Raw genomic sequence first — 13,898 nt, forward strand, 5'->3', positions numbered from 1 at the left:
CAATGCAGGACAATCCCATGAAAACGTGCCTGATCGTCGATGATTCCCGGGTGATCCGCAAGGTTTCGAGACATATCCTCGAAACGCTGGGCTTTGCCGTGGAAGAGGCCGAGAACGGCAAGCTGGCGCTGGATGCCTGCGATGCGGCGATGCCCGATGTGGTGCTGCTCGACTGGAACATGCCGGTGATGACGGGGATCGAATTCCTCGTCCTGCTGCGCAAGCGCCCCGGCGGCGACAAGCCCAAGGTGGTGTTCTGCACCACCGAAAACGACGTGGCGCATATCCGCCAGGCGATCAGCGCCGGGGCGGACGAATATGTGATGAAGCCGTTCGATCACGAGACGTTGCAGATCAAGCTGCAGCTTGTCGGGTTTGCGTGAGGCCCGCCCCTCCCCCGCCCCGCAGCGGTGCGCCCGATAACCCGGGCCGTCCCTTTGCTCACGCCGGAGCCGCCGCCGCGATCCGGGTGATGATCGTCGACGATTCGCTGACGGTCCGCACGGTCTTCAAGCGGATGGTCGACAGCGATCCGGCGCTGGTGATCGCCGGCACCGCATCGAGCGCGGAAAGCGCGCTGTCGCAGCTTTCCCGCACCCCCGCCGATGTCGTGCTGCTCGATCTCGAAATGCCCGGGATCGGCGGATTGGGCGCGCTGCCCGCAATCCTTGCGACACCGGGCAATCCGCAGGTGCTGGTGGTCTCCTCGCTGACGGTCGACGGCGCCGAACACACGCTGTCCGCCTTGCAGATGGGGGCCGCCGACACGCTGCTCAAACCGCGTCCGGGCGGCTTTACCGAGGAATACCGCGCCGCGCTGCTCGGCAAGATCCGCGCTCTGGGTGCGCGCGCTGGCGCTGCGGCTTCGCTGCCTTCGCCGCGCGAGCCCGCCGATGCCTCCTTCGTGCGCTCCGGGCTGGGCCGGCGGATGGCGCGCGCCGATGTGGTCGCGATCGGCGCGTCGACCGGAGGGATCCATGCGCTGGGGCTGATGCTGCGCCGGCTTGCGCCTGATTTTGCCGTGCCGCTGCTGATCACCCAGCATCTGCCCGCCAGTTTCATGCCGGTTTTCGCGCGCCAGATCGAAGCCGCCTGCGGGCGCCGCGCCGAAATCGCCGCCGATGGCCTGATCCTCACCCCCGGCCGGATCCTGATCGCGCCGGGCGACGGGCATGTGATGGTGCGCCGCACCGGTGCGCGGCTGGTGGTCAGGATCAGCACCGAACCGCAGCCCAGCGGCTGCATGCCCTCGGTCGATCCGATGCTCGCCAGTCTGGCCGAGGCCTGCGATGGCCGCGCGCTGGGCGTGATCCTGTCGGGGATGGGCCGCGACGGGGTGATCGGCGCGGCGGCGCTGGTCGAGGCCGGCGGCACGATCTATGCGCAGGATGCCGATACCTGCGCGGTGTGGGGGATGCCCGGCGCCGCTGCGCGCGCAGGGCTCGCCAGCCTCGTCGCCCCGCCCGACCGGCTGGGCGATGCGGTGATGGCGCTGGTTTCGGGCACGGCGGCGGCGAGCCCTGCGGCGGCTGCGCGATGAGCCAGCCGGTCACCGCCAGCGAAGCCTCGCACCAGATCATCGCCGATCTGCTCGAAGCGCGCACCGGTCAGCATCTGACCGAAAGCCGCCGCTGGCGCGTCAATTCGGCGCTTGCGGGAATTTTCCGCACGCACGGGATCAGCAATGTCGACCAGCTCGTCTGCCTGCTCGATCACCCGCAGGCGGGCGATCTGGCGCAGGACGTGGTCGAGGCGCTGCTCAACAACGAGACCTATTTCTTCCGCGACAAGCCGACCTTCGACCAGTTGCCGGGCGAAATCCTGCCCGAACTGGCCGAACGCCGCCGCAATGTGCGCCGCCTGTCGATCTGGTCGGCGGGCTGTTCGACCGGACAGGAGGCCTATTCGCTCGCGATGCTGTTTGCCGAACAGGCGGGGCGCTGGGACGGGTGGACGATCGATATCGTCGGCACCGATGTCTCGCACCGCGCGGTCGCTGCAGCGCGCAGCGGCAGCTACAGCCAGTTCGAGGTGCAGCGCGGATTGGGCGTCACCCAGATGCTGCGCCATTTCGAGGAAACCCCGCAAGGCTGGCAGGTGAACGAGAACGTGCGCCGCATGGTGCGCTTCAATCAGGGCAACCTGCTTAGCGGCGCGCTGCCCTCGCGCGTGCCCTTCGACCTGGTATTGTGCCGGAATGTGCTGCTTTATTTCGACCGCACCACGCGCACCGAGGCCTTCGACCGGCTGGCGGGCGCGGTGATGCCCGACGGGTTCCTGATGCTGGGCGCGGGCGAAACCGTGGTGGGACAGACCGGACGCTTTGCCCCCACCCAGCACCGCGCGAGCTTTTTCGAACCGGCCGGCGCAAGCGGGTCGCGCAGCTTGCGCAAATCGGCCTGAGCGCCGCGTCCCATCGCCCGTCGGCGCTTGCGTCGGTTATGCTTTACCCTTCCTTAGTTGCTGATCTTTAAACCATGATTCTCATGGCCGCAGCCCTGCGCGCGGCGAAGGGGAATCTGCGATCCGTGCTCACCTTGAAGCAACCCTTGCATCTGACGACGGCCGGGCTGGTGGTGGCCGCGATCGCGGTGGCGACGGTGATGACCGGGGCGCTGGGCTTCTGGGTCGGCTGGTCCGGGAACGTCTGGGCAGGCACCAATTCGGCGCTGATGATCACCGCGGTGCTGGTCTATGCGCTGACCTTGTTCGGGCTGGGCCGCAGCGGGATCGCCAAGATCCGCGGGCTCGAGGAACTGGCGCACACCGACCCGCTCACCCGCCTGCCCAACCGCCATGCGCTGCACGAGGATATCCTGTTCCACACCCGCGGCGAGGATGAAGTCGCGCTGGCGATGATCGATCTCGACGGGTTCAAGCAGATCAACGACCACTATGGCCACGCGGTCGGCGATCAGCTGATCGAGCTGTTTGCCGACGCGCTGCGCGAGGTGTGCGGCAAGGAAGCGCGCGCCTATCGCCTCGGCGGCGACGAATTCGCCGCGGTGATGGCGGGCAAGGTTGCCGGGACCATCCTCGAAGGCATGTGCCGCGCGCTGCTCGACCGGCTGGGCGCGCCCCTGACGCTGGGCCACCGCCAGATCGCGATCGGCGCGAGCATCGGCTTCACCCGCTCGACCGCGGACATGCGCGTGCCATCGTCCGAAATGCTGCGCCGCGCGGACGTGGCGATGGACATGTCCAAGCGCGGCGGCAAGATGCGCTGCACCTGGTTCAACGAAAGCTTCGACCGCCGCCGCGAACGCGTGCGCGAGATCGAGGAAGAGATCCGCGCGGGCATGGCCGCGGGCGAATTCAACCTCGTCTATCAGCCGCTGGTCAGCGCGCGCGACAAGCGGATTGTCGCGGTCGAGGCGCTGCTGCGCTGGGACCGCGGCGGGCGCGATCCGCTGGGGCCCAATATCTTCATCCCCGTGGCCGAGGATTCGGGGCTGATCAATCCGCTCGGGGCGTGGGTGCTGCGTCAGGCGGTGTGCGATGCGCGCCGGTGGGGTGACATCACGCTGTCGGTCAACATTTCGGCGGCGCAATTGCGCAACGCCGAATTCCCGATCAAGCTGGGCGAAGTGCTGGAGGAAACCGGCTTTCCCCCGCACCGCCTCGAACTCGAAGTCACCGAAACCTGCCTCGTGCTCGACCCCGTGGTGGCCGAACGCACATTGGACGTGATCCGCAGCTTCGGCGTGCGGATCGTGCTCGACGATTTCGGCACCGGCTATGCCTCGATCGGGTTCCTGCGTCGCTTCCGGTTCGAGAAACTGAAGCTCGACCGCAGTCTGGTCGAACAGGCCAGCGTCGATGAAGGCAGCCGCGCGATGATGCTGTCCTCGATCACGCTCGCCCGCGCGCTCGACATGGGGGTAACCGCCGAGGGCGTCGAGACCGAGGAACAGGCCGAACTGGTGCGACTTGCGGGCGCTGACCAGATCCAGGGGTGGCTCTACCACCGCGCGATGCCCGCAGCCGATATCGACCGCCTGCTCGGCACGCAGCACGACAGCTTCAATCACGCGCGGCAGATCTCAGCTGCGCCCGCCGCCGGCGGACACCGCGCATGAGCGCGCTCCGCGACATCGCGCAGGACCTCAAGGCCGAAACCGCGGGCTTCGCGCCCACCATGCTTGCCGATGCCACTGCGCATCCGGGGCCGCAGGGCGGGATGCGCGCATGGTTTGCGCAGTTGCCCGTGGGCGGCAAGATTTCGGTCTTCTTTACCGCCAACCTGTGCCTTGCGCTGCTTGCCGGAATATTCGTGGTGATCGGCTATGTCGACCTTGGCCAAAGGGCCGAGCGTGTCCGCGCCGCGCATGACGTTGCGCTCGCCGCCGAACGCCTGGTGGCCGACCTTGGCGAAAGCGGGCATCAGGCCGAATGGCTCGCCGCAAGCGGAGAGCCTGCGCGTGTCGCGCCTGCGCGCGCAGCCTTGCAACGCGCCGCAGCGCGCAGCGCCGATCTGGCCGCGAACGGGGTCGTCGCCGCTTCCGGCGCAGCCGCAGGCTTGCCCGCGCTTGCGCAAGGGATCGGCGATCTCGACCGGCAGCTTGCCGAACTGGCCGCGCCGGGCATCTCCCCCGATACGCGCCGCCGGCAGGCCGCCGCGCTGACGGGGGCCCATGCCGCCGTGCTGGGTATGGCACGCAACGCCGCGCAAACCTTTGCCGCCGATGCCGCGGCCATTGCCGACAAGGACGCGGCGCTGACCTCGCGCATGCTGATGATGTGGATCGCGCTTGCCGCGCTGTTGACGCTAATCACGCTGTTCGCGCAGCGCTACTTCAAGCGCAGCGTCGGGGCGACGCTGGCCGCGATGGCGCAGCAGATGACCGCGATTGCCGCGGGGCACCGCGATGTCGCGATCAGCGGCAAGGACCGCGCCGACGAGATCGGCGAAATGGCACGCGCCTCCGAGGTATTCCTGCAAGCCGCGCTCAGGCTGGAACGGCTGAGCCGCGAACGCGCGACCCGCGCCCGTGCCGAGCTGGACGAACAGGCGCGCCAGCAGCTCGTCGCCGAAGAATCGCGCCGCGAACACAGCCGTATGATCGCAGGGATCGCAGACCAGTTCGAACGCACCGTGGGCGAAGTCGTCACCGGGGTGGTCGCCGCGTCAAGCCAGTTGCAATCGACCGCATCGCTGATGGCCAGCACCGCCGAAGACGCCGCCGAACGCACCGAAGAAGCCGCCTCGGCAATGGACGAAGCCAATCTTGGCGCAGCGGCGGCGGCGGCGGCGAGCGATGAATTCGCCATGTCGATCGGCGAGATCAGCCGACAGGCTGCGTCCTCGGCGCAGCTGGCGCGCGATGCCAGCCTGTCCGCGCGCCGCGCCGACAGCACGATCGGCGCGCTCTCCGCCTCCGCGCAGGAAGTCGGCCAGATCGTCGAACTGATCCAGACCATTGCGCAGCGCACCAACCTGCTTGCACTGAACGCCAGCATCGAGGCCGCGCGCGGCGGCGAGGCGGGGCGCGGCTTTGCGGTGGTCGCCAGCGAGGTCAAGGAACTCGCCAACCAGACCAGCCGCGCGACCGAGCAGGTCGCCGAACAGATTCGCGCGATGCAATCGACCACCGGCGCAAGCGTTGCCGCACTGCGCAGCATCGCCGCGCAGATCGAAAGCCTCGAAACCACCGCCGTCTCGATCGCCACCGCGGTCGACCAGCAATCGGTTGCGGGCCACGATCTGGCGCGCAGCATCGATCTTGCCGCGCGCGGTACCGAACGGGTCGCGGGCCATGTCGAAACCGTGCGCACACTGTCGGTTTCGACCGGAGCGGCGGCCTGCCAGGTGCTGTCGAGCGCGACCAGTCTCGAAGCCCAGGCCGCCACGCTCCGCGCGCAGGTGCAGACATTCCTGGCGCGGGTGCGTGCCGGCTGAGGGCTTAGGGAAAGCCCCGCATTCAAGCATTTGGAAAGGATTATCCTTCATCATTGCTTGAACAAAAGACCGGGGGAATACCGCATGAACATGATGAGCCTGCAAGAGCGCCGCGAGGAGCAGGCCGTGCCCGATTTCGTGCGTCAGCTGCAGGTCGAGGATCTGCTGGACGGCGCGGATTTCGCGTCGCTTCCGGCTGCGCCCTCCGCCGCAGCGCAAGGCACGCTGCTCGAACGGCTGCCGTGGTTCCGCAACCTTTCCCTCGCGCGCAAGATCAACGCGGTGTTCGGCACCTTCCTCGGCGTGGGCGCATTGCTGGTGCTGGTGCTGGGTCTGGGCCTTGGCGAATTGTGGAACCGCTATTCGGCATCGGCGGCGATGCAGGAAACGCTGGTCGCATCGGGCGAGGTCGAAAAGAGCGCGGGCCAGCTGCGCTATGATTCGGTCAGGGCGCTGTATGAAAGCGGCGATCCGGCGCTGCGTGCGGCCCGGGCCAATGCTGCCGCGGCGCTGCTGACGCGGATTGCCGGGATCGAGGCACAACTTGCAGCGCAGGCACCAGAACTTGCGCCGCGCGCCGCCGCCTTGCGGGCCGATATCGCGCGGTTCGAAACCGGCTTTGCCGCCGCTGCCGATCGCGCCGGCACCGCGGCTGCGGCCAGCCCGGTCGCACAGGCCGGCGATGCGGTGATGGCGGATGCGGCCAGGCTTTCAGCGGCGATCGCTACCGAGGCCGAAGCGCACGAGGCGCGCGGCATCGCCTATTTCTTCAACATGATCCTGCTGTGCGGCGTTCTGGCCGTGGTCGCCGGCGGCGTGCTGCTGCTGGGACTTGCCTATCTCTCGCGCGATTTCGCCCGCAAGATCGCCGAAATCACCGCCGCGATGACGCGGCTGGCCGAAGGCGACCGCAGCTTCGCAATCGACGGCGCGGAACGGCAGGACGAGATCGGCGCGATGGTCCGCGCACTCGACCTGTTCAAGCGCGCGAGCAAGCGGCTCGAGGCCTGGGCGCGCGAACGCTCCGAAAAGGCCGAACAGGAATTGCAGTTGCAGCACGAACGCGAACACGAGCGCCGCGAGGCCGAGGCGAGGCGCGCCGCCTTGCTCGACGATGTCGCACGACAGTTCGAACGCACCGTGGGCGACGTGGTGAGCGGCGTTGCCGCGGCCTCCAGCCAGCTCCACACCACCGCGAGCCGGATGGCCACCAGCGCCGAAGAAGCAAGCCGCCGCACCGGCGAAGTCGCTGTGTCGATGGAAGAAGCCAATGCCGGCGCCACCGCTGCCGCCGCGGCGAGCGACGAATTTGCGCTCTCGATCAGCGAGATCAGCCGTCAGGCCGCCTCATCAAGCGAGCTTGCGCGCCTCGCCACGGTCGCCACGGGCGAAGCGGACGAGACGATCTCTGCGCTCGCCGCGTCCGCCGAGGAAGTCGGCCAGATCGTCGAACTGATCCAGACCATCGCCCAGCGCACCAACCTGCTGGCATTGAACGCCTCGATCGAGGCGGCGCGCGGCGGCGAAGCGGGCCGCGGCTTTGCGGTGGTCGCCAGCGAGGTCAAGGAGCTCGCGATGCAGACGAGCCGCGCGACCGAGAAGGTCGCCGAACAGATCCGCGCGATGCAGACCACCACCGGCGCCAGCGTCAAGGCGCTGCGGGCAATCGCCGGGCAGGTGCAGGATCTCGAATCCACCGCCGTCTCGATCGCCACCGCGGTCGACCAGCAATCGGTCGCGGGGCGCGATCTGGCGCAGAGCATCGATCTTGCCGCGCGTGGGACCGAGAAGGTTTCGGCGCATATCGAGGATGTGCGGCAATTGTCGCTTTCGACCGGTGCTGCGGCCTCGCAGGTCTTGTCGAGCGCCAATGAACTTGAAGCGCAGGCCGCCCATCTGGGCGATCAGGTGCGCGGGTTCCTGCGGACCGTGCGCGCAGGTTGAACGCACCGGCCCGGTAGCGCCGTGACTATTTGCGCTTGCCGCCGCTCGTCTTGAGATCGGGCTTGGGCGGCGGCTTCCAGCCCGGCGGGGCAATCGGCCGCTGCCGGCTCGTCCCCAGCCCCATCGCGCCCGGTTGCTGACGCACCAGCCCCGACGTATCGGCCGCTGCCGCCTGCTGCGCATCGGCCCCGCCGCGCATCAGATTGATCCGGTCGCGCAGCCGGCGCGCCTCCTCGAAATCGAGCGCCTGCGCCGCCGCCTCCATCGCCCGTTGAAGATTGTCGATCGTTTCCGTCATGCAAGGTAAAGCGCGCAAAGCAGGGTCGGGTCCCGCGATATCGCCAACAGGATCGACCCGGCCTTGCGCCGGGATCGCGATCGCCGCTGAACGCGCGCCGGAACCCGATCACATCTCCGTCGCGTTCGTCGCGCCGCAAAGGTATCTTGCTGCAAGGCAACAGGCTGCGGTGGATCGACCTGCCGGGCAAGGATCACGCCGCCACCGCAAGGCAGAGCGTCGCAGCCACCTTGCAAGGGATCGAGGACCGCTTCAACACAGCGGCAGTTCCCGATGATTGCGCAACGCTTCGCCAGTCCACGCCCACGCGCGCCCGCTGCACCATCCACAAGGAGACAAGTCCCATGACCAATCCGCTTAAAATAGCGAATGCGCTGGTGATCGCGGCCCTTGCCACTGCCTGCGCTCCGGCTGCCCGGAACGATGAGGGTGCGGCCGACACAGCCGCCGCCGTCGCCCCTGCCACGACCGCCGCCGCCAATGCCCCCGTCAGTCACGCGGCATGGGCTGGCAAATGGGTCGGTGTTGAAGGCATGTTTGTCGAAATCACGCCAACCGAAGGCGGTGGCTATTCGCTCGCGATGCAATCGGATCTCGATACGCAAGGCACCTATGCCGGCGTGGATGCCCCTGGCGGCATCGCCTTCGAGCGCGGTGGCCGGCAATTGCTGCTCAAGGCTGCGACCGGCGATCAGACGGGCCTCAAATACCTTGCCGGCAAATCGGACTGCCTGATGGTTGCCGAGGGCGAAGGGTACTGCCGCGACTGATCGGCACCCGGAGGAAAACGCGACGAGGAGAACGACGCGCGGACCGGCAGAAAAGTTGATCGACTTCGCGAACAAGGCGTTCATGACTCAGGACGCGCAAAATCGAGGTCACAGAGCGCCAAGAGGCTGATTGCGAGAGGGTTGTTGGGCTCATGGTGCAGGAGCATCGAGCGTGGCTTCGACGCTTGTTCGACAATCCAGAAGCATTACCAATTGTATTCCGGAATGCGCCGGCTTGCTCGGCACAGGACGGGACGCAGTCAGGAAGTCAGCGGGCGGGCAGGCTCGCGATATTGCGGTGCGATGGCTCATGCCGTCCGGTTTCAGGCGTGCACTTCGAAGCTGATATTGGCCGATTATGGGTGGTTTTCTGCCCTAGCCCTCTCCCCTTGCGGGAGAGGGTGGGGAGAGGGGTCCGGAGCAAAGCTTGCGGCCCTGCCCCCTTTCAACTGCGACTACGCAGCAAGTTGCCCAGTCTCCGTATCTCTCCCAGACAGAGCCGCAAGTCAGCAATGGGGTCGGTTTCAGGAAGGCAGGAATTTTTCAGAAATGCATCAAAGTCGCCATGCGGCTTTCGGGATTGCGCATCGACCCTCCTCATGACTGTTAGTGGTTGGAAAACAGCCAGTGGCTGAAGAGCTAGCTGTCGTGCACGAACGTGTCGACAGCGCGACCGTTTTTCCAACGGACACTTAAAACCCAGATATCCAGGAAGTTGGGACAAAGAAGCCAGTAGCTCATGCCGGGCTCACGGCGTCGATCCTCCGGTTCGCCCAACAGATCGATTACCTCATCGCGGGTCTTTCCCACGATGCCGACTTGTATCCGCAAGTCAGGGACCATGGCACATCGTCGGCCGTCATCGATACCGTTGCCGGTAGCGGCAATCCAACTTCCTGAATGAAAGGGACGCGGAAACGTCCGGGTATGTGCGCCCCCTGCGAAATAGGCGACTGGTAGCGCGGTGAGCAGCGACAGGAAGACGCCGCAACCTGCCAGGTATCTGGCACGCGCTTCATGGGCGCGGTCACAACACGGACACGCGCATCTGCGCTATCCGGGGCGCTTGGTATGAGATTTTGAAAAGCTTGGTTGCGGGAGTTGGATTTGAACCAACGACCTTCAGGTTATGAGCCTGACGAGCTACCGGGCTGCTCCATCCCGCGATACCGTTCTTGGTGGCGTTCCTCGCGCAAGCGCTGCGGGCGGCCGTTCGGCCTTGCGGCTCCTGCGGAGCCGGGGCCGCCCCTCGGAGGCTTTCGCCGGTGAGGGAAGCGTCATTGGGGCCCGAGGGCCTTGAAAACGCCAAAAGGGCTGCCCTTTGTGGGGTCAGCCCTTTGACTATGTGAATGGGTTATGCCTGCTTCCACTGGTCGCAATGCCTGGCGACGACCTACTCTTCCAACGCTTGAGCGTTAGTACCATTGGCGCGGTCTGGTTTCACGGCCGAGTTCGAGATGGGATCGGGTGGGTCACAGACGCTATGGTCACCAAGCAATGGGACCAGTGGATGCGGGTTTCGAATCGATGCACACTCATTTGGGTGAGTGGTTTGGGGCGTATCTGGCTGGAGTATTCTCCACCAACGCGTTCCTGCAGGGCAGGTCTGACGTTGATAGTGCGAACTCTCAAGCGCGATATGAACTATTAGGACCGGTTAGCTCCATACATTACTGCACTTCCACACCCGGCCTATCAACGTGATGGTCTATCACGGTTCAAAGATACCTTATCTTAAGGGAGGCTTCCCGCTTAGATGCTTTCAGCGGTTATCCCGTCCGTACATAGCTACCCTGCGGCACTCTTGGCAGAATGACAGGTACACCAGAGGTACGTTCACCCCGGTCCTCTCGTACTAGGGGCAACTCCTTTCAAGTATCGACGCCCACGGCAGATAGGGACCAAACTGTCTCGCGACGTTCTGAACCCAGCTCACGTACCACTTTAATTGGCGAACAGCCAAACCCTTGGGACCTGCTCCAGCCCCAGGATGTGATGAGCCGACATCGAGGTGCCAAACGATTCCGTCGATATGAGCTCTTGGGAATCATCAGCCTGTTATCCCCGGCGTACCTTTTATCCGTTGAGCGATGGCCCTTCCACGAGGGACCACCGGATCACTATGACCGACTTTCGTCTCTGCTCGACTCGTCAGTCTCGCAGTCAGGCAGGCTTATGCCATTGCACTCTAACAGACGGTTTCCAACCGTCCTGAGCCTACCATCGCGCGCCTCCGTTACTCTTTAGGAGGCGACCGCCCCAGTCAAACTACCCGCCACAGAGGGTCCCAACACCGGCTAACGGTGCGTGGTTAGATATCAGAAAACAGCAGGGTGGTATTTCACCTATGGCTCCATGTCAGCTGGCGCCGACACTTCAAAGCCTCCCACCTATGCTACACAACTCTTTCCTAATACCACTCTGAAGCTGCAGTAAAGGTGCACGGGGTCTTTCCGTCTAACCGCGGGTACTCCGCATCTTCACGGAGAATTCAATTTCGCTGAGCATATCCTGGAGACAGTGGGGAAGTCGTTACGCCATTCGTGCAGGTCGGAACTTACCCGACAAGGAATTTCGCTACCTTAGGACCGTTATAGTTACGGCCGCCGTTTACTCGGGCTTCAATTCGGAGCTTGCACTCCTCCTCTTAACCTTCGAGCACCGGGCAGGCGTCAGACCCTATACGTCGTCTTGAAGCCGACTTAGCAGAGTCCTGTGTTTTTGATAAACAGTCGCTACCCCCTGGCCTGTGCCCCCCACCAGTGCTTGCGCATAGATGGGGCCTCCTTCTTCCGAAGGTACGGAGGCAATTTGCCGAGTTCCTTCAGGATACTTCTCTCAAGCGCCTTGGTATACTCTACCTGACCACCTGTGTCGGTTTCGGGTACGGTCTATACGGTGGGGCTATTTCCTGGAACCTCTTCACTGCCCAACCAATCCAATAAGGAAGGACAATTTACGAGATCCGTCACACACCACCAGGCCCACGAATATTAACGTGGTTCCCATCGACTACCCCCTTCGGGCTCGTCTTAGGGGCCGGCTCACCCTACGTTGATTAGCATTGCGTAGGAACCCTTGGTCTTTCGGCGACAGGGTATCTTACCCTGTTTGTCGCTACTCATGTCAGCATTCGCACTTCCGATACGTCCAGCGTCGGTTACCCTTCGCCTTCACTCGCTTACGGAACGCTCCGCTACCGCTGCAGTAAACTGCAACCCTAAGCTTCGGTGCATATCTTTAGCCCCGTTACATCTTCGCCGCAGGAACCCTTGTTTAGACCAGTGAGCTGTTACGCTTTCTTTAAAGGATGGCTGCTTCTAAGCCAACCTCCTGGTTGTTTTGGGATTCCCACATGCTTTCCCACTTAGATATGACTTGGGGACCTTAGCTGTAGGTTAGGGCTGTTTCCCTTTTGACGACGGACCTTAGCACCCGCCGTCTGTCTGCCAGACAAGACTCGATGGTATTCGGAGTTTGGTTAGGTTTGGTACCGCTCGCGCAGCCCTAGCCCATCCAGTGCTCTACCCCCATCGGCATACATCTGACGCTCTACCTCAATAGATTTCGCGGAGAACCAGCTATTTCCCGGCTTGATTGGCCTTTCACCCCTAAACACAAGTCATCCGATAATTTTTCAACATTAAACGGTTCGGTCCTCCAGTGCGTGTTACCGCACCTTCAACCTGCTCATGCCTAGATCGCCGGGTTTCGGGTCTAATCCAACATACTCAGTCGCCCTATTCAGACTCGCTTTCGCTTCGCCTACACCTAACGGCTTAAGCTTGCATGCTAGATTAAGTCACTGACCCATTATGCAAGAGGTACGCTGTCACTCCCTATGGAGCTCCAACTGCTTGTAAGCATCCGGTTTCAGGTACTGTTTCACTCCCCTAATCGGGGTGCTTTTCACCTTTCCCTCACGGTACTGTGTTCGCTATCGGTCATGTACGAGTATTTAGGCTTAGAGGGTGGTCCCCCTATGTTCAGACAGGATTTCACGTGTCCCGCCCTACTCAAGTCCTTCTTCATCACTTTCGCATACGGGACTGTCACCCGCTATGGTCAAACTTTCCAGAATGTTCTGCTAGTTGAAAAGAAGGCACTGGCCTGGTCCCGGTTCGCTCGCCACTACTACGGGAATCTCTGTTGATGTCTTTTCCTCCGGGTACTGAGATGTTTCAGTTCCCCGGGTTCGCTTCACCAAGCCTATATATTCAGCTCGGTGATACCTTATCCACCTCGCCCAGCAGGCCCGAAAGCCAACTGGAAGAAATGGTGAAGGTGGGTTTCCCCATTCGGAAATCGCCGGATCAAAGTTTGCTCACAACTCCCCGACGCTTATCGCAGCGTGCCACGTCCTTCTTCGCCTGTACATGCCAAGGCATCCACCAAATGCTCTTACCTCACGCTTGAGAATCCACACCATCAACGTCAGACCTGCATAAAAGCCTGAACGCTTGAAGACGGTGGGAGAATTATCTCAGCCAGATAATCAATTTGATTGATTTGTGATGCATCGATCGATCCGAAACAAAGCCGTAGCCCTGCCCGTTACAATCCATGCGCCACGGCATCGATTTAAAAACCCATTCACAATGTCAAAGATCGGCGACGCTGACTAATCAGCACGATCGCCTGACCCGCCCGAAAGCGGGATCTGGTTTCGTTTCATCTATCGGAATCTGATATGGTACCTGGTGGAGCCTATCGGGATCGAACCGATGACCCCCTGCTTGCAAAGCAGGTGCTCTCCCAGCTGAGCTAAGGCCCCTAAAGGTAAATGGTGGGCCTGAGTGGATTCGAACCACTGACCTCACCCTTATCAGGGGTGCGCTCTAACCAACTGAGCTACAGGCCCACACCTCCGTATCCGGCCGCCAGTCCCGAAGGAACAGGCTGCCGCAAACGGGCGCGAGCCGGCTCAGGCACACAGCAGCAACTTGCAGGACAAGCCCGCAGCGCGCTGTATTCCGATTGATGAAAG

The 13,898-nt window shown here is 63.4% G+C and carries 8 protein-coding genes, 3 tRNA genes and 2 rRNA genes; 7 read left to right on the plus strand and 6 right to left on the minus strand.

Going from position 1 to position 13,898, the window contains the following annotated elements; translation table 11 throughout:
* Window positions 1-17 precede the first annotated feature (17 nt).
* From A9D12_RS02155 to A9D12_RS02180, 6 genes are all read left to right on the plus strand, one after another.
* On the plus strand, window positions 18-383 hold the full coding sequence (locus tag A9D12_RS02155) for a response regulator (RefSeq protein ID WP_068353440.1): 366 nt from the start codon (window positions 18-20) through the stop codon (window positions 381-383).
* A gap of 89 nt (window positions 384-472) precedes the next feature.
* Entirely contained in the window at window positions 473-1,540 is a 1,068-nt protein-coding gene (cheB, locus tag A9D12_RS02160; protein ID WP_068349375.1) for a chemotaxis-specific protein-glutamate methyltransferase CheB, read from the plus strand.
* The gene (locus A9D12_RS02165; RefSeq protein ID WP_068349377.1) at window positions 1,537-2,403 is read left to right on the plus strand and encodes a CheR family methyltransferase; all 867 of its coding nucleotides are present in this window, start codon (window positions 1,537-1,539) and stop codon (window positions 2,401-2,403) included. Before cheB ends, A9D12_RS02165 begins: the two co-directional genes overlap by 4 nt.
* Window positions 2,404-2,537: 134 nt before the next feature.
* Window positions 2,538-4,079, plus strand: coding sequence for a putative bifunctional diguanylate cyclase/phosphodiesterase (locus A9D12_RS02170; RefSeq protein WP_231889670.1), 1,542 nt, complete (start codon window positions 2,538-2,540; stop codon window positions 4,077-4,079).
* Window positions 4,076-5,899: a methyl-accepting chemotaxis protein gene (locus A9D12_RS02175; protein ID WP_068349381.1), complete on the plus strand. Its 1,824-nt coding sequence runs from the start codon at window positions 4,076-4,078 to the stop codon at window positions 5,897-5,899. Before A9D12_RS02170 ends, A9D12_RS02175 begins: the two co-directional genes overlap by 4 nt.
* 84 nt (window positions 5,900-5,983) lie before the next feature.
* Window positions 5,984-7,843 (plus strand): methyl-accepting chemotaxis protein, encoded by a 1,860-nt coding sequence (locus tag A9D12_RS02180; protein ID WP_231889671.1) that lies wholly within the window; start codon window positions 5,984-5,986, stop codon window positions 7,841-7,843.
* A 25-nt stretch (window positions 7,844-7,868) separates the two neighbouring features.
* On the opposite strand, the gene A9D12_RS02185 is transcribed toward A9D12_RS02180, so the two are convergent.
* Entirely contained in the window at window positions 7,869-8,141 is a 273-nt protein-coding gene (locus tag A9D12_RS02185; protein WP_068349384.1) for a UvrB/UvrC motif-containing protein, read from the minus strand.
* 344 nt (window positions 8,142-8,485) lie between these two features.
* Here A9D12_RS02185 and A9D12_RS02190 point away from each other — a divergent pair, with 344 nt between their 5' ends.
* Window positions 8,486-8,911 (plus strand): hypothetical protein, encoded by a 426-nt coding sequence (locus A9D12_RS02190; RefSeq protein WP_156522773.1) that lies wholly within the window; start codon window positions 8,486-8,488, stop codon window positions 8,909-8,911.
* 1,089 nt (window positions 8,912-10,000) lie between these two features.
* Here the strand turns inward: A9D12_RS02190 and A9D12_RS02200 are convergent.
* From A9D12_RS02200 to A9D12_RS02220, 5 genes are all read right to left on the minus strand, one after another.
* Window positions 10,001-10,077: transfer RNA gene (locus A9D12_RS02200), tRNA-Met, on the minus strand.
* A gap of 214 nt (window positions 10,078-10,291) precedes the next feature.
* Window positions 10,292-10,406, minus strand: a 5S ribosomal RNA gene (rrf, locus tag A9D12_RS02205).
* Between the two features lie 132 nt (window positions 10,407-10,538).
* A 23S ribosomal RNA gene (locus tag A9D12_RS02210) occupies window positions 10,539-13,326 on the minus strand.
* A 283-nt stretch (window positions 13,327-13,609) separates the two neighbouring features.
* A tRNA-Ala gene (locus A9D12_RS02215) sits at window positions 13,610-13,685 on the minus strand.
* Between the two features lie 10 nt (window positions 13,686-13,695).
* Window positions 13,696-13,772: transfer RNA gene (locus A9D12_RS02220), tRNA-Ile, on the minus strand.
* Window positions 13,773-13,898 lie beyond the last annotated feature (126 nt).

The sequence above is a fragment of the Erythrobacter neustonensis genome, from assembly GCF_001663175.1.
GTDB classification, from domain to species: Bacteria; Pseudomonadota; Alphaproteobacteria; order Sphingomonadales; family Sphingomonadaceae; genus Erythrobacter; species Erythrobacter neustonensis.